The organism is Ramlibacter lithotrophicus (assembly GCF_012184415.1).
Taxonomy (GTDB): Bacteria; Pseudomonadota; Gammaproteobacteria; order Burkholderiales; family Burkholderiaceae_C; genus Ramlibacter; species Ramlibacter lithotrophicus.
Map to the genome: position 1 here is coordinate 148,338 of NZ_VTOX01000008.1, position 21,201 is coordinate 169,538.

Consider the following 21,201-nt stretch of genomic DNA (forward strand, 5'->3'; position numbering starts at 1 on the left):
GTCCCGACGGATTCCCCGCGTCGCGCTCAGTTCCGGCTTGCTAGTCCCTGCGCGAGCAGCTCGTGCGCCCGGGCGCGGTCGCGGCGGCCCAGCGGGGTGAAGCGCTGGCCGCGCTGGTGGTTGTAGAAGACGAAGAAGCGCTCCAGTTCCTCGAGCAGCCCCGGCGGCAGATCGGCCAGGTCGCGCCAGCCGCCGTGCAGGTGGCTGTGGACGGCGACCGCCAGCAGCCGCTCGTTGCGGCGGGGCGGCTGGGACGGCGCGGCCTGCTGCGCCTCGATCACACCCACCAAGCGGCAGGCGGCCACCGTGCCGGGGAGCAAGGGTTCGTCCGCGAAGACAAGAATGTCCAGCGGGTCGCCGTCCTCGCCGCGCGTCGACGGCACGAACCCGAAGTTGCAGGGAAACGCCGTGCCCAGGGGGAGCGCGTGATGCAGTTCGAAGGCGCCCAGGCTCGCCTGGTACTTGAGCTTGTGGCGACTGCCGGTCGCCACTTCGATGACCGCACGCACCGCGTCGTCACCGTCCAGCGGCTCCAGCTTGTCGAGGGTGGGGACCGAGGACATGCGCCGCAGCATCGGTTTCCATGGCCCGCCATCCTGTAGTCGCCGGCCGCCAGCCGTTGTCGTCCGCCAGCACCGGCGACCGGCAAAGACCTGCTCCGGGCCGGGCTGTCACGGAGTGTTCATGTTGGGAGCGCATCCTGTGGTTCTGCGCCGCGGGGCGACCTGCGGCGACGCTCCTTTCCATGTCTTGCAGAAGGATTCCCGGTGTTCATTTTCAATCCGGTCGTCGCGTTCTTTGCCGGCGCCCCCGCCTGGAAGGTGTCCGAATTTGCGGAGTTCCCCGAACTGCCCGCTGGGGCGGACGACTCGCTGCGCGATGAATTCCTGATCGCCGGCGGACTGGCGCTGGTGTTGTCGCGCTGTCCGCGCCCGGCAGCACCCCGGCGCTTTCCAGCCGCGATGCGTGTGTACGAAGCCCTCAAGCGCGGTGGCCGCCGCCGCGGCGTCGTATCGCCCCAGTTGCTCAGCGACGCCAGCCATGAGGTGGCGGAGTTCGCCGACCAGGCCACGCGCGACGCCCTGCGGCGGCGCATGCGTGCCGCGCTGAGCTGACGATGGGTGCCCGGTCGGGCTTGGCGCTCAGGGCCCTGGCCGTCGCGGGCCTGCTGCAGGCGCTGCACGTCGCCGCCACAGCCGCCACAGCCGCTCCGTGTGCCACAACGGTCGGTGAACTGCGCTCGCTCGCGGGCGACGCCGCGTTCCCCTTGCGCTGGGAAGAGACCTCGATGTCGGATGGCAAGCCGCTGGTGGTGTCGATCGCGGACCGGGACGACGGGCTGTTCCTCGAGTTCGTCAAGGCCCGGGAGGGATTGTGGGCCGAGGGTGCGGCGACGATCTGCCAGGCCGGCGCGCAGCTGCAGGCGCGGTTGAAGGCGAGGCGGCTGCGGGTCGGCCCGTCGGCGCACTGGATCCTGCGGCATTCCATCGGCCAGGGTGGCACGTTCATGCTGTCGCGGCAGCCTGGCGGGCAGTTGCGGATCGCGACACCGGGCTGGAGCGGCCTGTTCGTGCCGCTTCGGGACTGAAGCCGGCCGCGTTTGTCATCTCGCTGTCATGCATCCAGGCGAAACTGCGCCAAGAATGATCGCGGAGACGGGCATGAACAAATGGTCGGCCGCCAGCGCGCTGGCGCTCGCGCTCGCGGTCGCTGGTGGGCTCCTGGAGTTCGCGCGCCTGCAAGTCTGGCGCTTGCGGTCCCGGGTGCTGCGCTGACGCGAACCGGACCCGCCTGGCGGCGTGCGCGCCGCGCCGCAACCGCTGCATGAATCTGCCCGAACTGGCACAGCTCGAACGCCTGATCGCCAGCGCCGGCGGCGAACTCGAGGTGCGCATCGAGTGCACCGTCCGCCATGAAGGCCAGGAACTGCCGGTCTACGTCCTGGCCCTGGGCACTCCTGCGCCGGAGGCACCCGCAGTCGGGTTCTTCGGCGGCGTGCACGGCCTGGAGCGCATCGGTACGCGCGTGGTGATCGCCTTTCTGCACAACCTGGTGGCGCGGCTGCGCTGGGATGCCGCGCTGCACGGCTTGCTGGCCCGGGTGCGGGTGGTCTGCATGCCATTGGTGAACCCAGGTGGCATGGCGCGCGGCACGCGGGCCAATCCCGCCGGGGTCGACCTCATGCGCAACGCGCCGGTGGAGGCGGCCGACCCCGTGCCTTTCCTCGTGGGCGGCCATCGCATCAGCGCCGGCTTGCCGTGGTACCGCGGCCGGGCCGATGCGCCGATGGAGCCGGAAAGCCGCGCGCTCTGCGCCGCTGTGCAGCGAGAGCTTCACCGCAGGCCATTCAGCATCGCCCTGGATTGCCACTCCGGGTTCGGCATGCGCGACCGCCTCTGGTTTCCCTACGCGCACCGTCGCCAGCCCATGCCGCAGCTGGCCCAGTTGCATGCGCTGCAGGAGATCTTCCGCGAGTCGCAACCCTTCCACCCGTACGAGTTCGAGCCGCAAAGTCGCCAGTACCTGGCGCATGGCGATCTCTGGGATCACCTGCACCGGTGCGCGCCGGACGGCTTGGGCGAGGTGTTCCTGCCGCTGACACTCGAAATGGGTTCCTGGCTGTGGGTGAAGAAGAATCCCCGCCAGGTGTTCCGCCGCGACGGCATCTTCAATCCGCTGATCGAGCACCGGGAGCACCGGGTGCTGCGCCGCCATGTGCCGCTGCTCGAATTCATGCTGCGCGCCGCGGCGGGATACCGTGGCTGGCTGCCGGACGGTCCGGCGCTCGAGGCGCATCAGCGGCAGGCGCTGGCCCGCTGGTACGGTGTGCGATGACGACCTGGGTGCTGCTGCGGGGCTGGGCGCGCGAGGCGCGCCATTGGGAGGAATTTCCGCAGGTACTGGCCGCCGCCCTGCCGCCCGGGAACCGCGTGCTGGCGCTGGACCTGCCCGGCAACGGCGCGCGCAATGGCGAACCGAGTCCCGCCAGCGCCGCCGCGATGGTGGGCGCGCTGCGTGCCGACCTCCAGCGGCATACGCCTGGCGGCCCTTACGGCGTCGTGGCGCTGTCGCTGGGGGGAATGGTCGCCTGGCAGTGGGCGTGCGAGCGTCCGCAGGAGCTGGCCGCCTGCGTGCTGATCAACACCAGTGTCGGCGCCCGCTCGCCCTTCTGGCGGCGGCTGCGACCGGCGGCGTATCTGCCATTGCTGGGATTGCTGCGGCCGGGGCTCGGTCCTCTGGAACGCGAGCACGCCATCCTCGCACTGACCAGCAACCACCGCGCCGCGGACGCCGCCCTGGCCGAGCGCTGGGCGGCCTACGCGCGCGAGCGGCCGGTCACGGTCGCCGACGCCGTGCGCCAACTGGTGGCCGCCGCGCGCTACCGGGCGCCGCCGGCGGCGCCCCGGGTCCCGATCCTGCTGCTGGCCGCGCGGGCCGATCGCCTGGTGTCGGCGCAATGCTCGCGCAGCATGGGGCAGCACTGGCAACTGCCGGTTCGCACGCATGAATCGGCGGGACACGATCTGCCGCTGGACGCGCCGCAGTGGGTGGCGGCGGAAGTGGCGCGGTGGTGGGGCGCAGCAGGCGTCGGGTGCTGAGCGGCGCTGTCACATGCGCGCCATGGAAGTGCCATCAGGGTGTCATGCGCCGACTCGACACTGGGCGGCGTTCACACAGGAGTCTTCGGATGAACGAGCTGCCGATCCCCACGTTGCCCTTGTCGCCGGCGAGGCGGTCCCGGGCGGCGCTGCACCGTCCGCATCATGGCCAGCCTGCGGCGCCGGGCGGTGCCATCTCGGCGACCTGGGCACGCCACCAGGACGAGGTGCGCGAGGCCCAGCGCCTGAGGTACCAGGTGTTCGCGGGCGAGATGGGTGCGCGACTCGACGCGCGCATCGCGGGCCATGACATCGACCTGTTCGACGAGTACTGCGAGCACCTGATCGTGCGCGAACTGGAGTCGGGGCAGGTCATCGGCACCTACCGCGTGCTCACGCCAGCCCAGGCCCGCCGCGTCGGCAGCCTCTACAGCGACACCGAGTTCGATTTGGTGCGGCTGCGCGCCTTGCGCGAGCGGATGGTGGAACTGGGGCGCAGCTGCGTGCATCCGAACCATCGGAACGGCGGCGTCATCATGACGCTGTGGGGCGCCCTCGGCGCCTTCATGGTGCGCAACGACCTGGACGTGATGATCGGCTGCGCCAGCATTCCCATGCTGCACAACGGCATCGTGAGCGGCGACGTCGCGGCCAGCATCTGGCGCCAGCTGCGCGAGACGCACCTGGCGCCGGTGGAGGACCAGGTGCGCCCGCGCCTGCCGCTGCCGGTGGAGGCGCTGGACGGCTGCCTGCCGGTCGAGCCGCCGCCGCTGATCAAGGGCTACCTCAGGCTGGGGGCGAAGGTGCTGGGACCGCCGGCGTGGGATCCCGACTTCAACAGCGCGGACCTGCCGCTGATGATGCGGCTGTCCGACCTTCCGGCCCGTTATCGCAAGCACTTCCTGGGCGACTGAATGCGCGCGGCCTTCGACGGACTCGGCCCGCTGCTGCCGCAGCTCGGAGCGCCGCCGTGGGCGGACGCCGACGAGGCGGCCGGCGCGCGCCGCGTGCGCAGCGTGTTCATCTCCGACGTGCATCTGGGTACGCGGGGCTGCCAGGCAGTCGCGCTGCTGGACTTCCTGAAAGCCCATCCGAGCGATCATCTCTACCTGGTCGGCGACATCGTCGATGGCTGGCAGTTGCGCAAGGGCTGGTACTGGCCGCAGGCGCACAACGACGTGGTGCAAAAGGTGCTGCGCGCCGCCCGCAAGGGCTGCCGTGTCGTCTTCGTGCCCGGCAACCACGACGAATTCGCGCGCCAGTTCGCGGGCCATTCGTTCGGCGGAATCGAGGTCCTGCACGACGCGGTGCACGTGACGGCCGACGGGCGCCGCTTGTGGGTGATCCACGGTGATGCCTTCGACGCGGTGGTGCAATGCGCGCGCTGGCTCGCCTATGTCGGCGACACCTTGTACGAGTTCAGCCTGCGCCTGAACCGCCACCTCAACCACCTGCGGGCCCGGCTGGGGCTGCCGTACTGGTCACTGTCCGCATGGCTCAAGCACAAGGTGAAGAAGGCGCTCAGCTACGTCACCGATTTCGAGCATGCCGTCGCGCGCGAGGCGCGGCGGCGGGGCCACCACGGCGTCGTCTGCGGCCACATCCATCGCGCGGAGATGCGGATGATCGACGGGGTGCTGTACTGCAACGACGGCGACTGGGTCGAGAGCCTTACCGCCCTCGTCGAGCACCACGACGGGAGGCTCGAACTGGTGACGTGGGCGCCGCCGATCCATGGGCGAGCGGGCCACACCATCAAGGAGCATGTCGAATGAAGATCGCGCTGGTCACCGATGCCTGGGCGCCGCAGGTCAACGGCGTCGTCACCACCTTGCTCGAACTGGTGAAGGAGCTCACCGCCGCCGGGCATGAAGTGCTGGTGGTGGAGCCGGGCCAGTTCCGCACCCGGCCGTGCCCGGGGTATGCAGGCATCGACCTGGCCATCCGTCCGGGGCGGCAGCTGGCGCGGCAGATCGACGCGTTCGCGCCCGATGCCATCCACCTGGCGACGGAAGGGCCGCTGGGGTGGGCGGGGCGCAGGTACTGCCTGCGACGCGGCCTGGCCTTCACCACGGCATTCCACACCAAGTTCCCCGAGATCGTGAACGCGGCGGTGAAGCTCCCGGTGTCGTGGGGCTATGCGTTGATGCGGCGCTTCCACGGTCCTTCGTCGGGGATCATGGTGCCGACCCGCAGCGTGCTCGGGATGCTGGAGCAGCGCCGCTTTCACAACCTGCGCGCCTGGACCCACGGGGTCGACACGCGCCTGTTCCCGTTCCAGCGGGAGCCGCAGGCGCATGAACTGCTCGCCGGGCTGCCGCGGCCGATCGCGCTCTTCGTCGGTCGCGTCTCCTACGAAAAGAACATCCAGGCCTTCCTCGACATGGCATTCACTGGCAGCAAGGTGGTCTGCGGCGTCGGGCCGGTGGCCACCCGGCTGCAGCAGCGGCATCCACACGCGCGCTGGATCGGCCTGCTGCCGCGGGCCGAACTGGCCCGCCTCTACGCGGCCGCCGACGTCTTCGTCTTCCCCAGCCATGCCGACACCTTCGGCCTGGTGATGGTGGAAGCGATGGCCTGCGGCACGCCGGTCGCGGCGTTTCCGGTCGACGGGCCGCTGGAAGTGCTGGGCCGGCTGCACCCTGACGGCACGCGGCCGTTGGGCGGAGCTCTGCACGACGACCTGCGCACCGCGTGCGCCGCGGCGCTGTCGGTGCCGCGCGAAGAGGCGCGCGAGCGCGCGATGGATTTCAGCTGGCGCGTCGCGAGCGAGATGTTCGAGGCGTTCCTGGTGCCCGCGCGGCGCGCGCGGATGGTCCGGGAGCACGCGCCGGGCAAAGGGGTGGCGACATGGATCTGATCCTCTGGCGCCATCCGGAAGCCGAGGACGAGGCGGAGGGGCAGGACGACCTCGACCGCGCATTGACGTCGCGTGGCGAAAAGCACGCGGCACGGGTGGCCGCGTGGCTGGACCGGCACCTGGGCGAAGGGGCGCGCGTGCTGTGCAGCCCGGCCCGGCGCTGCGAGCAGACGGCGCTGGCACTTGCGCGCAAGTACAAGGTGGTGGATGCGCTGGCGCCGGAGCGCGGGGGGGCGGCGCTGCTGGATGCGGCGCACTGGCCGTCGGCGCGGCAGCCGGTGGTGGTGATCGGCCACCAGCCGACGCTCGGCGAAGTCGTGTCGCAGCTGCTGCGGATCCAGGGCGACCAATGCGCTTTCCGCAAGGGAAGCGCCTGGTGGCTGCGCACCCGCGAGCGCGACGGCCACGTCCAGACAGTGGTGTGGGCGGTGCAGACGCCGGAACTGGTCTAGGACGCTTTTTCCTCGGTCTTCACCTTCGCGGGCCGGCCGGTCTTGATCGCGGGCAGGCCCGCCAGCAGCCCCAGCAGCTGTGCATCCGGCATCGCGCTCAGTGCCATCACACCGGCGCGCAGCATCTCGCTCTTCTTCGAGGGGCGGCCGAGCCGGGCGGCGCGCGCTTTCAGCACGTCGATCGCAGCGTACTCGGACTTCGGCATGGTGAAGCTGTCGCGCACCAGCTTGACCTTCTTTTCCTTTTCCACGCCGGCCACCAGGCCCGCGCCTTGCGGCGCCGCCGGCGCTTGCGGTGCGGCGGCCGGTTTCGCAGCGACGGCCGCCGGTGCTGGCCGCGCGGGTCCGGCTGGCGCGCGCTTGACGGCGGTTCGCCTGGCGGCGCCGGCCTTGGGCGGCGCTTTCGGTTTGCTGGCGGAGGATCGGGCGACGGCCATGTAAGCTCCTTGAAACGGTATAAATAGTTTATACGGTTTGCGCGGCGCCGTCGAGCAACACCGGCGAGGCCGCCTCAGGCCAGGGCCAGCGACCAGGGCGTCTTCTGCCAGGCCAGGGATTCCTGGCGCAGCAGGTGCGCGGACTGCGGCCAGGCGGCGGTCCACCCCTCGCGCACGGACAGGCGCAGTTCGCGGCCCGCTCCCTGCAGCAGCAGCCCCTTCACATCGGGATCGCGTCGCGCGTGGCAGAGAATCACGGCCAGCCTCAGGCACAGCAACTGATGGACGAAGGCCTCGTCCTCGAAATCCGCCTGCAGCTTGCGCAGCTTGCCGCGGTGTCCCAGCACCAGCAGGCTCAGGCGGTGCAGCTCGTCCTGTGTGAATCCGAGCGCGTCGACGTTGTCCAGGAGATACGCGCCGTGCTTGTGCGAGTCGCTGTGCGAGACCGCGTTGCCGATCTCGTGCAGGCGTCCTGCCCACATCAGGGCGCTCTCGGGGGCGGCCGCGCCCGGCCGCAGCTGGCGAAAGAGATGGCAGGCCAGGAGGCCGACGCGATCGCCTTGGCGGGGGTCGGCCTCGAACCTGGCCACCAGACGCGAGACCGTGGCCTCGCGCACGTCGGTGGCGCGGTGCTCCCGGTCCAGCATGTCGTACAGGACGCCGTGGCGCAGCGCGCCGGCTGCCGGACGCATCTCGTCGATCTCGAGCAGCCGGAACAACGCGCGCAGCACGCTGACGCCGCCGCCTATCACCGGCCGCCGGTCGTCCCGCAGGCCGCCGAGCCGCACCCTGTCGGCGCTGCGCGCTGCCAGCAGCCGGTCCACCAGCCAGTCGAGGCCATCCCACGAGATGACGCCTGGCGGTCTGCCCGCGGCGGCCACGATGTCGGCCACCGCGCCTACCGTTCCGGACGAGCCGTACGCCACCTCCCAGCCGACCGGGGCCGTTAGCGCCGCAGCCTCTTCGAGGATCGCCTGCGCGGCGATCTCGGCATGTTCGAACGCCGACGGCGTGAACTGCCCGTCTGGGAAATAGCGGGTCGACCAGGTGACGCTGCCGACGCGGTAGCTTTCCATCAGCCGCGCGTCGAACTGCCGACCCAGGATCAGCTCGGTGGAGCGGCCGCCGATGTCCACCACCAGCCGGTGTTCGTCCGACTGCGGCAGCAGGCGGGCGACGCCCTGGTAGATGAGGCGTGCCTCTTCACGACCTGAGATCACCTCGATCGGGAAGCCCAGCACCTGCCGGGCGCGCGCCAGGAAGACTTCACGGTTGCGCGCCTCGCGCAAGGTCTGGGTGGCGACGGCGCGGACCTGCCCGTCACCGAACCCGGCCAGGCGCTCGGCGAAGCGCGCGAGGCAGGCGTAGCCGCGGTCCATCGCCTCCGCGGTCAGGTTACGCGCCCCGTCCAGGCCGCCGCCCTGGCGCACCGTCTCCTTGAGGTATTCCACCCGGCGTACCTGGCCGTGCTCGTGGCGGCCGATCTCGAGCCGGAAGCTGTTGGAACCGAGATCGACTGCGGCGAGCAGCGTACCGTCTTGCATGCGTGGTGCCCAGGAGCGGTCAGGATAGCATCCGCTGGCACGGCGTGGGTGCGTGGCGCGCGGCCGGACCGCGTCAGCCCACGACCCGACCACCGGCGGTCAGCATGGTCTGCGTCACGTAGCCGCCGGCGCGTCGCCGCGCGTCGAAGCCCACCCGCAAGCCGCCGAGGTCGACCGGCTGTTGCCGCTGGCAGGCGGCCAGCACGGCGGAGCGCGTCAGCGGCCCGTCGATGCCCTGCAGCACCGCGAAGGTGGCACGCGCGGCCACGAAGCCCGCCAGGCTGAGCGGGACGGGCGGCTCGTCGAACAGGCGCGCCATCACTTCCCGGTAGTGCCGCACGACGGGCAGCGCCGAGGTGACCATTGGTACGGTCTGGGTCGCGATCACCGGCGTCGAGCGGGCGCCGCCCATCTGCTGCACGGCCTGCAGGTTGACGTCCGACAAGGCGATCACGAAGCGCTGCCGCTGCTGGCGGTCGAGGCCCTGCGTGAACTGCACCAGCTCGGGCGTGCCGCCGATGAACAGCAGCAGCGCGGGCGACTGCGGCCCGAGGCGCTGTCCCAGTGCGGAAAGGTCGCCGGTGCCGGGGTAGGCGCGCAGGCGCAGGTCCATGCCCGCGGCGATGCGTGCGATGTCGTCCTGGTGCCGCCCTTGTTCCGCTGCCGATGCGTACACCACCCCGACATCCTGCACGCCCACCAGGGCCAGGGATTTCAGCGCGTGCGCGACCTGCTCGGCGCGACCGGCAAACACCGGAAAAGTGCTGTCCCCCAGCGGGGCACTCGAGTTCTGCAGCCAGGGTGCGAGGTGGGCCAGCCCCGCGGGAGCCGTGGTGAGCAGCTGCGCGACCTGTGCAGCGACGGGGTCGCCGGCCGTTCCGGACAGGGCCACGCATGACGGATCGGCCACGGCCGCCTGCACGGCCTGGCGTACGGCCTTCGCGCTGCCGTCGATTTCCAGCGTTTCATGCCGCACCGGACGGCCGCGCAGGCCGCCTTGCGCGTTGATGTCCTGCCACGCGGCGCGCGATCCCAGCAGGAAATCCTTGGCCACGTCCTGCTGGGCCATCGACGTATCGAGGATCTGGACGACCGTGACAGGAGCGGCGGCGCTCTTGCGGGTCGGTTGGCCGATGGCGCTGCCGGCGACGGCGGCCAAGGCGCTGCCGCGCAGGAGAGTGCGACGGCTCAGGCGGGGGAGTTGGGGCATGGTCATGCGTGGGGAAGCCGATGGAGGATAGGGACCATCCATGACACGACGGTGACGCCGGAGGCCTGGCGCGGTCGCTTTCGGCTTGCACCTGCTGTCACAAAGCTGTCATGAAGGCCTCATAGAGTCCACACAACCGATTCACTCAGAGAGGTCACCATGAAGCTCACCAGCCGCATCCTTCCCGTCGGCATCGCCGCGCTCGCGTTCAGCGGCTTCGCGCTGGCGCAGGACGTCACCGGCGCCGGCGCCACGTTCCCGGCGCCGCTGTACGCCAAGTGGGCGTCGGACTACAACAAGGCCACCGGCGTCAAGATCAACTACCAGTCGGTCGGCTCGGGGGCGGGCATCAAGCAGATCGACGCCAAGACCGTCGCTTTCGGCGCGTCCGACATGCCGCTGAAGGACGAAGACCTGGCCAAGAAGGGTCAGATCCAGTTCCCCATGGTGATCGGCGGGGTGGTTCCGGTGGTCAACATCAAGGGCATCGAGCCCGGCCAGCTGCGCCTGAACGGTCAGGTGCTGGGCGACATCTACCTGGGCAAGATCACCAAGTGGACCGACCCGGCCATCAAGGCGCTGAACCCGAACCTGGCGCTGCCCGACGCCGCCATCAGCCCGGTGCGCCGCGCCGACGGCTCCGGCACCACCTTCATCTTCACCAACTACCTGTCCAAGGTGAATGCGGACTGGAAGGGCAAGGTCGGCGAAGGCACGGCGGTGAACTGGCCCACCGGTGCCGGCGGCAAGGGCAACGAGGGCGTGGCCGCCTTCGTCGGCCGCCTGCCCAACTCGATCGGCTACGTCGAGTACGCCTACGTGAAGCAGAACAAGATGAACTACGCGCTGATGCAGAACAGCGCCGGCCAGTTCGTCGCCCCTGACGACAGTGCGTTCAAGGCGGCCGCTGCCGGCGCCGACTGGTCCAAGAGCTACTACCAGATCCTGACCAACCAGCCGGGCGCGCAGTCCTGGCCTCTCACCGGCGCCACCTTCATCCTGATGCACAAGGTCCAGGAGAAGCCGGCGGAAGCCGCTGCCGCACTCAAGTTCTTCGAGTGGACGTACAAGAACGGCGACCAGACCGCCGCCGCGCTGGATTACGTGCCCATGCCCGACAGCGTGAAGGCGCAGGTCATGAAGCTGTGGACGGCCGAGATCAAGGACGGCTCGGGCAAGACGGTGGCGTTCAAGTAAGAAAACGGGCAAGGTGCCGCAGCCAAGGCCGGGACGTCGCGTCCCGGCCGTTCCGTTCCGACAGCAAAGGTGCTGGTGTCCTCTACACTTCCGGCCGATGAGGCCGTTCTCCATCTTTCCCCGCCGGCGCCCGGGCGCAGCCGCACGATGAGCTCCCCGCCGCCCGTCCGCAGCGCCCGCGCCGGGGCAGTCCTCGACCGCCTGTTCGGCTGGACCGCCCGCTTCGCCGCCCTGGTCACGTTGGGTCTGCTGGTGGGGATCCTGGTCTCCTTGCTGGTCGGCGCATGGCCGGCCATCCAGAAGTACGGGCTGGGCTTCCTCACCAACAGTGTCTGGGATCCGGTCAGCGGGGAGTACGGCGGCCTGGTCATGATCTACGGCACCGTCGCCACCTCGATCATCGCGCTCGTGATCGCCGTGCCCGTGAGCTTCGGCATTGCCCTGTTCCTGACCGAGCTTTCGCCCGCCTGGCTGAAGCGGCCGCTGGGCACCGCCATCGAGTTGCTCGCCGCGGTGCCGTCGATCGTGTATGGCATGTGGGGCCTGCTGGTCTTCGGCCCCATCCTCGCCACCTGGGTCCAGCAGCCGTTGCAGGCGCTGTTCAGCGACGTGCCTTACCTGGGGGCACTGTTTTCCGGCCCGCCAGTCGGCATCGGCATCCTGGCCGCGGGCATCATCCTGGCCATCATGATCATCCCGTTCATCGCGGCGGTGATGCGCGACGTGTTCGACGTCACGCCGCCGATGCTCAAGGAATCGGCGTATGCCCTGGGCTCCACCACCTGGGAGGTGGTCTACCAGGTCGTGCTGCCCTATACCAAGAGCGGCGTCATCGGCGGCATCATGCTCGGCCTCGGCCGCGCGCTGGGCGAGACCATGGCCGTGACCTTCATCATCGGCAACTTCAACCAGCTCGACACGCTGAGCCTGTTCGCGCCTGCCAACAGCATCACCTCGGCGCTCGCCAACGAGTTCGCCGAGGCCGCCGACGGCCTGCACCAGTCCGCCCTGATCTACCTGGGGCTGGTGCTGTTCTTCATCACGTTCGTGGTGCTCGCGCTGTCCAAGCTGCTGCTGTTGCGGCTGCGCCGCAACGAAGGGACACGCGCGTGAGCACGAATCCGTCCTCCACCGGCGAGCGTTTGATCCGCGCCGCAACCAGTGCCCAGGAGCGCGAGCGCAGGTATTCCGCGCGCAAACGGGTCAATACGGTGGCGCTGGCCCTCGCGCTGGCGGCCATGGCCTTCGGCGTCTTCTGGTTGATCTGGATCCTGTGGGAAACGGTGCGCCTGGGCTTTGCCGGCATGACCTGGGCCACCATCAGCGAGATGACGCCGCCGCCCAACGAGGCCGGCGGCCTGCTCAACGCGATGTGGGGCTCGCTGCTGATGGTGCTGCTGGCGACCTGCGTCGGCACGCCGGTCGGCATCATGGCCGGCATCTACCTGGCCGAATACGACCCGAAGGGCTGGCTGGGCAACAGCACCCGGTTCGTCAACGACATCCTGCTGTCGGCGCCGTCGATCGTCATCGGTCTGTTCGTCTACGCCGTGGTCGTGGCGCGGTACAAGCAGTTTTCCGGGCTCGCCGGCGCGATCGCACTGGCGCTGATCGTGATTCCGGTCGTCATCCGCACCACCGAGAACATGCTGCTGCTGGTGCCGGCGGCCCAGCGCGAAGCGGCCTATGCGCTGGGCGCACCCAAGTGGAAGGTCGTCGGCAGCATCACGCTGCGCGCGGCGCGTGCCGGCGTCGTCACCGGCGTGCTGCTGGCGGTTGCCCGGATCGCGGGCGAGACCGCGCCGCTGCTGTTCACGGCGCTCAACAACCAGTTCTTCACGTCGAACATGGGCGAGCCGATGGCGAGCCTGCCGGTCGTGATCTTCAAGTTCGCCATGAGCCCGTACGAGAACTGGCAGCAGCTGGCCTGGGCCGGCGTCTTCATCATCACGCTGGCCGTGCTGGGCCTGAACATCCTGGCGCGCGTGTTCACGCGCAGCAAGCTTTGAAACCATGAATGCTCCAATGACCGCCGGGCCCGACGCCGCCAAGCTGGCCGTGCGCGACCTGAACTTCTACTACGGCAAGTTCCACGCGCTGCGCGACATCAACCTCGAGATCGCGGAAAAGAAGGTGACTGCGTTCATCGGCCCGTCCGGCTGCGGCAAATCGACGCTGCTGCGCACCTTCAACCGCATGTTCGAGCTGTACCCGGACCAGCGGGCCGAAGGCGAGATCGTGCTGGACGGCGAGAACCTGCTGACGTCGAGACAGGACGTGGCGCTGATCCGGGCCCGCATCGGCATGGTGTTCCAGAAGCCGACGCCGTTCCCGATGTCGATCTACGACAACATCGCGTTCGGCGTGCGGCTGTTCGAGCGCCTCAACGAGGCCGACATGGACGAGCGCGTCGAGTGGGCGCTGCGCAAGGCAGCCCTCTGGGACGAGGTCAAGGACAAGCTGGGGCAGACCGGCTCCGGCCTGTCCGGCGGCCAGCAGCAGCGGCTGTGCATCGCCCGCGGCATCGCGATCCGGCCCGAGGTGCTGCTGCTCGACGAGCCGTGCTCGGCGCTGGACCCCATTTCCACCGGCAAGATCGAGGAGCTGATCGTGGAGCTGAAGCGCGACTACACGGTGGTCATCGTGACGCACAACATGCAGCAGGCCGCGCGGGTCTCGGACTACACGGCCTACATGTACCTGGGCAACCTGATCGAGGTCGGCGAGACCGAGCAGATCTTCTTCAAGCCCAAGCGGCAGGAGACCGAGGACTACATCACCGGCCGTTTCGGCTAAGGAAGCTCTGAATGAATCGCGTCGCGCGCGCTCGAGACGAAAGCGGGATGATTTGTCCGCCAAATTCCTGGCCGGTGCTGGTTGCACCGGCCAGGAATTTGGTGGGCAAAGGGCCGGCTTTTCGTCCGAGCCCTACGGGACGGCGCTTTTCCGGGCGACCTGGGGTGTTACGAGACCAGGCAAGCCGTCCAGGCTTGCCTTGGGTCTCGCGCCTACCATCTCATCCCGGAAAAGCACCGTCGCGCACGGCGGGATTCGTTCAGAGCTTCCTTTAGGAGCACGACATGGCTGACAAGCATCTTTCCACCCAGTTCGATTCGGAGCTCGGCTCGCTGTCGTCCCGCGTGATGGAACTCGGCGGGCTGGTCGAATCCCAGATCCGCCAGGCGATCGACTCCCTGGCCAACTTCAACGAGGAGGCGGCGCACCAGGTGCTCGAGAACGAGGCGCGGGTGAACCAGATGGAGGTCGACATCGACCGCGAGCTGTCGTCGGTGATCGCCCGGCGCCAGCCGACGGCGCGCGACCTGCGCCTGCTGATGGCGATCTCCAAGACCACCGCCAATCTGGAACGGGTCGGCGACGAGGCCGAGCGGATCGCGCGCATGGTGCGGTCGATCATCGAGAAGAGCGGCGCGGTGCGGGCGCTCCCCGCCAACGAGCTCTCGGTCGCCGCCGACCTCGCGTCGCGGCAGCTGCGCAAGGCGCTCGACGCCTTCGCACGCCTGGACACGCGCGCCGCGCTCGCCATCATGAAGGAGGACGACCTGCTGGACCAGGAGTTCAACGGCTTCGTGCGCAAGCTGATCACCTACATGATGGAGGACCCGCGCACGATCTCGAGCAGCCTGGACCTGCTGTTCGTCGCCAAGGCGATCGAGCGCATCGGCGACCACGCCAAGAACATCGCGGAATTCATCATCTACGTGGTCAAGGGCGCCGACGTTCGCCACACCTCGATGGAAGACATCGAGTCGGCGTTGAAATAGCCGGGCAATGAAGCAGCCGCCGCGCATCCTGCTCGTCGAGGACGAACCCGCCATCGCCGAACTGATTTCGGTCAATCTGCGGCATAGCGGCTTTCTTCCGGTCTGGGCAGCGGAGGGCGCGGCGGCGCAGCGCGAGATCGACAACGCGTTGCCTGACGCCATCCTGCTGGACTGGATGCTGCCGGGCCCCAGCGGCATCACGCTCGCCAGGCGCTGGCGCGCCGACCCGCGCACGCGCGCCGTGCCGATCCTGATGCTCACCGCCAAGGGTGACGAGCCGGACAAGGTGGCGGGGCTCGACGCCGGCGCCGATGACTACATCACGAAGCCGTTCTCGACCCAGGAACTGCTCGCGCGCATCCGGGCGGCGCTGCGCCGGCGCGCGCCGGAGCGGACCGAGGATGTCGTGTCCGTCGGCGAGCTGACCCTTGACGGCGCGACGCACCGCGTCAGCTGGCGGGGCCGGCCGCTGAAGGTGGGGCCGACCGAGTTCAAGCTGCTGCAGTACCTGATGAAGCATCCGGAGCGCGTCCACAGCCGCCAGCAGTTGCTGGACAAGGTGTGGGGCGACCACGTGTTCATCGAGGAACGCACGGTGGACGTGCACGTGAAGCGCCTGCGCGAGGCGCTGGGCGCGGAGGCCGGCGCCATGGTGGAGACCGTGCGCGGTGTCGGTTACCGCGTGACCGCGCAGCCGCAGGCGACGACCGCCGCCCCGCGGCAGCGCGCCGGCTGAGCGGCCATGGCGGTGCGCCTGCTTTTCTTCCTGCTGTTCCTCGGGGCCGGCGGGGGCGCCGGCTGGTGGAGCGGCGGCAGCCGGGGCGCGCTGGCCGGATTGGCGGCGGGCGCCGTGCTCTGGTTCATGTTCGAGACGGCGCGTGGGTTGCGGGTGCTGCACTGGCTGCGCCGCGGGCCGGCCGCGGCTGCGCCGCGGCTCGGCGGTCTGTGGGGCGAGGCGTGCGATCGCATGCAGCGGGCGCTGCTGCAGCGCGAACGCGAAGTGCAGCAGGCGCAGCGCCGCCTGGACGAGTTCCTGTCCGCCATCCAGCGTTCGCCCAATGGCGTCGTCCTGCTGGACCCGCAGGGTCGCATCGAATGGGCGAACGACACGGCGGCGGCCCAGTTCGGCCTCGATCCCCAGCGCGACCTGCAGCAGCACATCGTCAACCTGGTGCGCGAGCCCGATTTCAACGCGTACTACCAGGCGCGCAGCTTCGCCGCCGACATCGTCATCGCCGCGCCTGGCAGTTCCGCCGCCCGGCCGCGAAAGCTGTCGGTCCGCCTGCACCCGTACGGCGAGGGCCGGCTGCTGCTGCTGGCGCGCGACGTCACGGCGGTGGAGCAGGCCGAGGTGATGCGCCGCGATTTCGTCGCGAACGTTTCGCACGAGATCCGCACGCCGCTGACGGTGCTCGCGGGTTTTGTCGAGACCTTGCAGACGCTGGAGCTGCCGGCCGATGAACGGGGCCGCTACCTGCAGATGATGGCGCAGCAGGCCCAGCGCATGCAGACGCTGGTCGCCGACCTGCTGACGCTGTCGCGCCTGGAGGGCAGCCCGCTGCCCGGCGCCGGCGAGTGGACGGCTCTGGCGCCGCTGCTGGGCCAATGCGAGCAGGAGGCGCGCTCCGTTGCCCTCGCCTTGGGCAAGACGCTCGACCTGCACTTCGAGCCCGCTCCCGGTGCCCGGATCGGCGGCGTGGCCAGCGAATTGCTCAGCGCGTTCTCCAACCTCGTGAGCAACGCCGTGCGCTACACGCCCGACGGCGGCAGCGTCACGGTGGGGGCCCGGGTGCTGCCCGGCGGGCGCCTCGAGTTCACGGTGCGCGATACCGGCCCGGGCATCGCGGCGGAACACATCCCCAGGCTGACCGAGCGCTTCTACCGCGTCGACCGCAGCCGGTCGCGCGAGACCGGCGGCACCGGCCTGGGACTGGCGATCGTCAAGCACGTGGTGCAGCGCCACGGCGGCGAGCTGAGGATCGAGAGCCGGCCCGGGGCCGGGTCCACGTTCGCGATCGAGCTGCCGGCGGCGCGGGTGCGCACCGAGCCGGCGGCGGCGCTTCAGGGATAATCGAAACCAGCCGGGCTCGTCCCGGAAAGCTCGGGAAGCTCTGAACAAATCCCGCCGTGCGCGACGGTGCTTTTCCGGGATGAGATGCAAGGCGCCAGACCGAAGGCAAGCCTGGGCGGCTTGCCTGGTCTGGTAACGCGGCAGGTCGCCCGGAAAAGCGCCGTCCCTTCGGGCTCGGACGAAAACGGGCCCTTTGCCCACCATGTTTCTGGCCGGTGCGTCCAGCACCGGCTGCGAAACCTGGCGGACAAATCATCCCGTTTTCGTCTCGCGCGCGCGCGACGCGATCTGTTCAGAGCTTCCCCGGGGTGTCCCGCCGTGCGCGGACTGAGAAATACCCTTTGAACCTGAACTGGGTCGTACCAGCGGAGGGAAGCCACACGCGCACCGTGCGCCTTCCGCCTCCGACCCGCCTCGAGCAAGGATTGACGGATGGGCCTCCAACACATCGACGCCGCCGCCCTGTGGGCCGACCTGCAGGCGGTGCGCGAGCGCGCGCCGCTGGTGCACAGCATCACCAACTTCGTCGTGATGAACTACAACGCCAACGCCTTGCTGGCGCTGGGAGCCTCGCCCGTGATGGCGCACGCACAGGAGGAAGTGGCCGACATGGCCGGCATCGCGCAGGCGCTGGTGCTCAACATCGGCACGCTGGAGCCGGACTGGATCCGCGCCATGAAGACGGCGCTGCAGGCGGCGCGCGCCCGCGGCATCCCGGTCGTGCTGGACCCGGTCGGTGCCGGCGCCACGCCGTACCGCAACGCCGCGCTGGCCGACCTGATGGCTGCCGGCGCGCCCTCCATCGTCCGCGGCAACGGCTCCGAGATCATGAGCGTGGCCGGCGTCGCCGCGAAGACGCGCGGCGTCGACAGCAGCGCGTCGTCGGGCGAGGCCGTGGACGCGGCCAGGGCGCTGGCGCGAGACATCGGCGGGGTGGTGTGCGCCAGCGGCGCCGACGACCACGTGGTGGACGCGGCCGGCCGCTGGGCGGTGCTGTCCAACGGCCACCCATGGATGACGCGCGTGACCGGCGTCGGCTGTTCGGCGAGCGCCCTGGTCGGCGCCTTCGCGGCGGTGCAGCCGGATGCGTGGCGCGCCACGGTCTCCGCGATGGCCTGCCTGGGCGTTGTGGGCGAACTTGCCGTGGAGCGCACGCAGGCGGCCGGCGCGGGCGTGGGGCGGCTGCAGATTGAATTGCTCGACGGCCTGCAGCTGCTGGAACGCGAGGCGTTCACGTCGCGCCTGAAACTCGACGTGCGCGGGTGACGGGCGCGATGAAGTTCCAGGCCGATGTCCTTCGGCTGTGCCTGGTCACCGACAGCACGCTCTGCGGCGAGCGCGGCGTGCTGGCGGTCGTCGAGGCCGCGGTCCAGGGCGACGTGAGCTGCGTCCAGCTGCGCGAGAAGGCGCTGGACACGCGGGCGTTCGTGGAGCGCGCTCGCGCGCTGAAGGCCCTGCTCGAGCCGCGCGGCGTGCCGCTGGTCATCAACGACCGCGTCGACGTCGCGCTGGCCTGCGGTGCCGACGGCGTGCACGTGGGCCAGAGCGACATGCCGCCGCAGGACGTGCGCCGGCTGATGCCGCACGCGCTGGTGGGGCTGTCGATCGAAACGCTGGCGCAGCTGCCGGCGGCCGAACTGGCGCCGGTGGACTACTACGGCGTGAGCCCGGTGTTCGCGACCGGGACCAAGCCCGATGCCGCACCGGCCCTGGGGCTGGACGGGCTGCGCGCGATCCGCGCCCGCACGGCGCGGGCGCTGGTCGCCATCGGCGGCATCCACGCCGGCAACGCCGCCGCCGTGATGGCTGCCGGGGCCGACGGCGTCGCGGTGGTCAGTGCCGTGTGCGCCGCGCCCGATCCGGCGGCGGCGGCCCGCCTGCTGCGCGACAGCATGGGGCGGGCCGGCTGAGGCGGCTACTCGTACTGCGCCGCGATCCCCTCGCGACCGGTCCCGACGTCGCCGGCAAGGGCGCGCTCCAGCCGCGCGGCCAGCGCGCGATCGAGCGTGCGCAACATGGCCAGGTCGGCGCGCGCCCGCTCCATGTCTCCCTGTTGCGAGAACAGCACGCCGCGGTACATGTAGGCCTGTGCGAGGTTCGGCTTCAGCGCGATCGCGCGGTTGTAGTGCGCGAGCGAGGCTGCAAAGTTGTGGCTTCCCTGCATGCGCAGCGCATAGGCGAGGTTGTTGTGCGCCTCGGCCAGTTCGCCGTCCACGGCCAGCGCCGCCTCGAAGCGCGCCTGCGCCTCGCGGAAGTCGCGCGCCACCAGCAGCGCAACGCCGTCGTTGTAGAGGCGGACTGCGTCGGCGCGGCCGCCGCCCGCCGGCACCGGCAGCGGATCGCTCTCCACCGCGGCGGCGGCGGCCGTCGCCAACGCCAGCAGCGCTGCCACCGCGGCACTGCGCGACGAGGCCTTCATCGCGTGACCGACATCCGCGCCAGTTGCAGGCCTTGCGTGCCGGCGTCGGCCTCGGCCGTCTGGCGCGTGATGTGCTGGCTGTATTCGCGGCTCTTGCCGGCGTCGCCGGCGCGCTCGGCGGCAACCGCCGCACCGGCCAGCGCCCGCAGGCGGTTCGGCTCCTTCTTCAGCACGGCCTCGAATTCGCGCAACGCTTCTGGCGCCTTGCCGGCTTCCAGCAGGGCGCTGGCCAGCACCTCGCGTGCCGGCAGCAGCGGTCCCGGCGTCACGGCATGCTTCTCGCTGGCGTCCTCGCGGTCGGCCGCCTGGCGCAGGCCGGCCAGGCCGGCCTCGGCATCGCCGCGCTTGAACGTGCCGAAGCCGCCGACCACGTCGAGCTGGATCCCGATCTGTTCCACCCAGTACCCGAGCTTCAGCTCGCTGGCGCGGTCGCGCAGCGCCTGGAGCCGGGTGACCTCGGCAGCGACGGCGGCGGCGTCCCTCGTGGCGGCGGCGCCGAGCGCGCGGGCGTAGGCGTTGGCCGCCTCAGCCTGCGGATACTTTGTCCACGGATAGCTGCCGGCGGCCGGCGCCAGTGGCAGTTTCGCGGCCGCCGCCCAGTCGCCGCGTTCCAGTGCCAGGCGTGCCGGGATCGCGGCATAGGCGTACGCCGCGGCAAAGTGATCGGGCGGCGTGGCCAACGCCAGCGAGCGTTCCCGCACCTGCTGCGCGGCCCGATCCTGTCCCATCTGCAGGTGGGCGTAGACCATGTAGTCGTACGCGTGCAGCGTGTTCCAGCCAGTGGCCGAGTCGGCTTTCGCGGAGGCGTCGTTCGCCGCCACCGAGTCCTTCCAGGCGCCGACGCGCGTGAAGATGTGCGACGGCATGTGCTGCGCGTGCGAGGCCGCCGGCGCGATCTTGCTGTAGCGCTGCGCCGCCGTCAGGCCCTGGCCGGCGAGCGGCGGATAGTCGTAGCTGTGGATCAGGTAATGCGCCACGCCCGGGTGTTCGGGGTGCTTCTTGAACACCGGCTCGAGCTGCTGCGCCGCCTTGAGCTGGTTGGTGTACTTCTTGTCGGCCGGATCGAACGTGGCCGACAGCACCAGGCTGTGCAGGATGACGGCCTCGGGATCGTCCGCATGCCTCGCGGCGACGCCTTGCAGGGCGCTCTCCAGCGCCTTCGCGCGGGTTGCGTGATTGAGCTTGTCGGCGTCGCGGAAGAACACCGAAAGCGCATCCACGTAGTCACGTTCGCGCTGCGACTTCAGGCCCGTCCTGCGCGCCTGCTCCATCAGCTCGGCGCCTTCGGCCAGCGTCCTGGCCGAGACGTTGCCCGGCCAGCCGAACGGGTTGTCGAGCGACGCGAGCGCCCGCACCCAGTGCGCCATGCCGCAGGAAGCGTCGGCCTGCAGGGCCCGCTCCAGCGGCGCCTTGACCCGTTCCATCGCAAACGAGTGGAAATAGGCCATCGCGAGGTCGATCTCCTGCTGGGCCTCGGCGCTGCAGTCCACCTTGAAGTGGACCGATCCGAGCTTGCCGGGCGCGGCTTGCGTGCCGTGCGCCAGCACGGTGCCTGCAGCGCAGGCGGCCGCCACGGCGACGGCGGACCGGACGAGACATGAACGCATGGTTGCCTCCTTGTTTGGCA

23 protein-coding genes are annotated in these 21,201 nt (G+C 70.2%); 17 read left to right on the forward strand and 6 right to left on the reverse strand.

Annotation, left to right across the window (positions count from 1 at the left end; genetic code table 11):
* Positions 1–26 precede the first annotated feature (26 nt).
* Positions 27–563 carry an inorganic diphosphatase gene (locus RAMLITH_RS19565; protein WP_168109130.1) on the reverse strand — a complete coding sequence of 179 codons (537 nt, stop codon included), beginning with the start codon at positions 561–563 and terminating at the stop codon, positions 27–29.
* A gap of 204 nt (positions 564–767) precedes the next feature.
* On the opposite strand from RAMLITH_RS19565, the gene RAMLITH_RS19570 reads away from it, so the two are divergent.
* The 8 genes from RAMLITH_RS19570 to RAMLITH_RS19605 all read left to right on the forward strand — a co-directional run bounded on the left by RAMLITH_RS19570 (position 768) and on the right by RAMLITH_RS19605 (position 6,911).
* The gene (locus RAMLITH_RS19570; protein ID WP_168109131.1) at positions 768–1,115 is read left to right on the forward strand and encodes a hypothetical protein; all 348 of its coding nucleotides are present in this window, start codon (positions 768–770) and stop codon (positions 1,113–1,115) included.
* Between the two features lie 2 nt (positions 1,116–1,117).
* The gene (locus RAMLITH_RS19575; RefSeq protein WP_168109132.1) at positions 1,118–1,588 is read left to right on the forward strand and encodes a hypothetical protein; all 471 of its coding nucleotides are present in this window, start codon (positions 1,118–1,120) and stop codon (positions 1,586–1,588) included.
* A 236-nt stretch (positions 1,589–1,824) separates the two neighbouring features.
* Positions 1,825–2,835: a M14 family zinc carboxypeptidase gene (locus RAMLITH_RS19580; protein ID WP_168109133.1), complete on the forward strand. Its 1,011-nt coding sequence runs from the start codon at positions 1,825–1,827 to the stop codon at positions 2,833–2,835.
* Positions 2,832–3,599: an alpha/beta fold hydrolase gene (locus tag RAMLITH_RS19585; protein WP_168109134.1), complete on the forward strand. Its 768-nt coding sequence runs from the start codon at positions 2,832–2,834 to the stop codon at positions 3,597–3,599. The genes RAMLITH_RS19580 and RAMLITH_RS19585 overlap by 4 nt, the downstream gene beginning before the upstream one ends.
* 89 nt (positions 3,600–3,688) lie before the next feature.
* Entirely contained in the window at positions 3,689–4,513 is an 825-nt protein-coding gene (locus RAMLITH_RS19590) for a GNAT family N-acetyltransferase (protein WP_168109135.1), read from the forward strand.
* On the forward strand, positions 4,514–5,374 hold the full coding sequence (locus RAMLITH_RS19595; RefSeq protein WP_168109136.1) for a UDP-2,3-diacylglucosamine diphosphatase: 861 nt from the start codon (positions 4,514–4,516) through the stop codon (positions 5,372–5,374).
* Positions 5,371–6,459, forward strand: coding sequence for a glycosyltransferase family 4 protein (locus tag RAMLITH_RS19600; protein WP_168109137.1), 1,089 nt, complete (start codon positions 5,371–5,373; stop codon positions 6,457–6,459). Before RAMLITH_RS19595 ends, RAMLITH_RS19600 begins: the two co-directional genes overlap by 4 nt.
* On the forward strand, positions 6,450–6,911 hold the full coding sequence (locus RAMLITH_RS19605) for a SixA phosphatase family protein (protein WP_168109138.1): 462 nt from the start codon (positions 6,450–6,452) through the stop codon (positions 6,909–6,911). The genes RAMLITH_RS19600 and RAMLITH_RS19605 overlap by 10 nt, the downstream gene beginning before the upstream one ends.
* On the opposite strand, the gene RAMLITH_RS19610 is transcribed toward RAMLITH_RS19605, so the two are convergent.
* The 3 genes from RAMLITH_RS19610 to RAMLITH_RS19620 all read right to left on the reverse strand — a co-directional run bounded on the left by RAMLITH_RS19610 (position 6,908) and on the right by RAMLITH_RS19620 (position 10,102).
* A complete protein-coding gene (locus RAMLITH_RS19610) occupies positions 6,908–7,348 on the reverse strand; it encodes a hypothetical protein (RefSeq protein WP_181017796.1) in 441 nt (146 codons plus the stop codon). The two genes, RAMLITH_RS19605 and RAMLITH_RS19610, sit on opposite strands and share 4 nt — an antisense overlap.
* A 74-nt stretch (positions 7,349–7,422) precedes the next feature.
* Positions 7,423–8,892, reverse strand: coding sequence for a Ppx/GppA phosphatase family protein (locus RAMLITH_RS19615; RefSeq protein ID WP_168109139.1), 1,470 nt, complete (start codon positions 8,890–8,892; stop codon positions 7,423–7,425).
* Positions 8,893–8,965: 73 nt separating this feature from the next.
* Positions 8,966–10,102 (reverse strand): ABC transporter substrate-binding protein, encoded by a 1,137-nt coding sequence (locus tag RAMLITH_RS19620; protein ID WP_168109140.1) that lies wholly within the window; start codon positions 10,100–10,102, stop codon positions 8,966–8,968.
* 159 nt (positions 10,103–10,261) lie between these two features.
* On the opposite strand from RAMLITH_RS19620, the gene pstS reads away from it, so the two are divergent.
* The 9 genes from pstS to thiE all read left to right on the forward strand — a co-directional run bounded on the left by pstS (position 10,262) and on the right by thiE (position 19,065).
* Positions 10,262–11,299, forward strand: a complete 1,038-nt coding sequence (gene pstS / locus RAMLITH_RS19625; RefSeq protein WP_168109141.1) for a phosphate ABC transporter substrate-binding protein PstS — start codon at positions 10,262–10,264, stop codon at positions 11,297–11,299.
* A 147-nt stretch (positions 11,300–11,446) separates the two neighbouring features.
* Positions 11,447–12,412, forward strand: coding sequence for a phosphate ABC transporter permease PstC (gene pstC / locus RAMLITH_RS19630; RefSeq protein WP_168109142.1), 966 nt, complete (start codon positions 11,447–11,449; stop codon positions 12,410–12,412).
* Complete coding sequence (gene pstA / locus RAMLITH_RS19635) at positions 12,409–13,308, forward strand: phosphate ABC transporter permease PstA (RefSeq protein WP_168109143.1); 900 nt, start codon at positions 12,409–12,411, stop codon at positions 13,306–13,308. Before pstC ends, pstA begins: the two co-directional genes overlap by 4 nt.
* A 16-nt stretch (positions 13,309–13,324) precedes the next feature.
* A complete protein-coding gene (pstB, locus tag RAMLITH_RS19640) occupies positions 13,325–14,095 on the forward strand; it encodes a phosphate ABC transporter ATP-binding protein PstB (protein ID WP_168109144.1) in 771 nt (256 codons plus the stop codon).
* A gap of 284 nt (positions 14,096–14,379) precedes the next feature.
* Positions 14,380–15,084 (forward strand): phosphate signaling complex protein PhoU, encoded by a 705-nt coding sequence (gene phoU / locus RAMLITH_RS19645; RefSeq protein WP_168109145.1) that lies wholly within the window; start codon positions 14,380–14,382, stop codon positions 15,082–15,084.
* A gap of 7 nt (positions 15,085–15,091) precedes the next feature.
* Positions 15,092–15,820, forward strand: a complete 729-nt coding sequence (gene phoB / locus RAMLITH_RS19650) for a phosphate regulon transcriptional regulator PhoB (protein ID WP_168109146.1) — start codon at positions 15,092–15,094, stop codon at positions 15,818–15,820.
* Between the two features lie 6 nt (positions 15,821–15,826).
* Positions 15,827–17,155, forward strand: coding sequence for a phosphate regulon sensor histidine kinase PhoR (gene phoR / locus RAMLITH_RS19655; RefSeq protein ID WP_168109147.1), 1,329 nt, complete (start codon positions 15,827–15,829; stop codon positions 17,153–17,155).
* 432 nt (positions 17,156–17,587) lie between these two features.
* Positions 17,588–18,421: a hydroxyethylthiazole kinase gene (thiM, locus tag RAMLITH_RS19660; protein WP_168109148.1), complete on the forward strand. Its 834-nt coding sequence runs from the start codon at positions 17,588–17,590 to the stop codon at positions 18,419–18,421.
* An 8-nt stretch (positions 18,422–18,429) separates the two neighbouring features.
* Positions 18,430–19,065, forward strand: coding sequence for a thiamine phosphate synthase (gene thiE, locus RAMLITH_RS19665; RefSeq protein WP_168109149.1), 636 nt, complete (start codon positions 18,430–18,432; stop codon positions 19,063–19,065).
* 5 nt (positions 19,066–19,070) lie between these two features.
* Here thiE and RAMLITH_RS19670 read toward each other — a convergent pair whose 3' ends face one another.
* Both RAMLITH_RS19670 and RAMLITH_RS19675 read right to left on the reverse strand, forming a co-directional pair.
* Positions 19,071–19,574 (reverse strand): tetratricopeptide repeat protein, encoded by a 504-nt coding sequence (locus RAMLITH_RS19670; protein ID WP_168109150.1) that lies wholly within the window; start codon positions 19,572–19,574, stop codon positions 19,071–19,073.
* Entirely contained in the window at positions 19,571–21,181 is a 1,611-nt protein-coding gene (locus tag RAMLITH_RS19675; protein WP_202883305.1) for a hypothetical protein, read from the reverse strand. Before RAMLITH_RS19675 ends, RAMLITH_RS19670 begins: the two co-directional genes overlap by 4 nt.
* Positions 21,182–21,201: the final 20 nt, after the last annotated feature.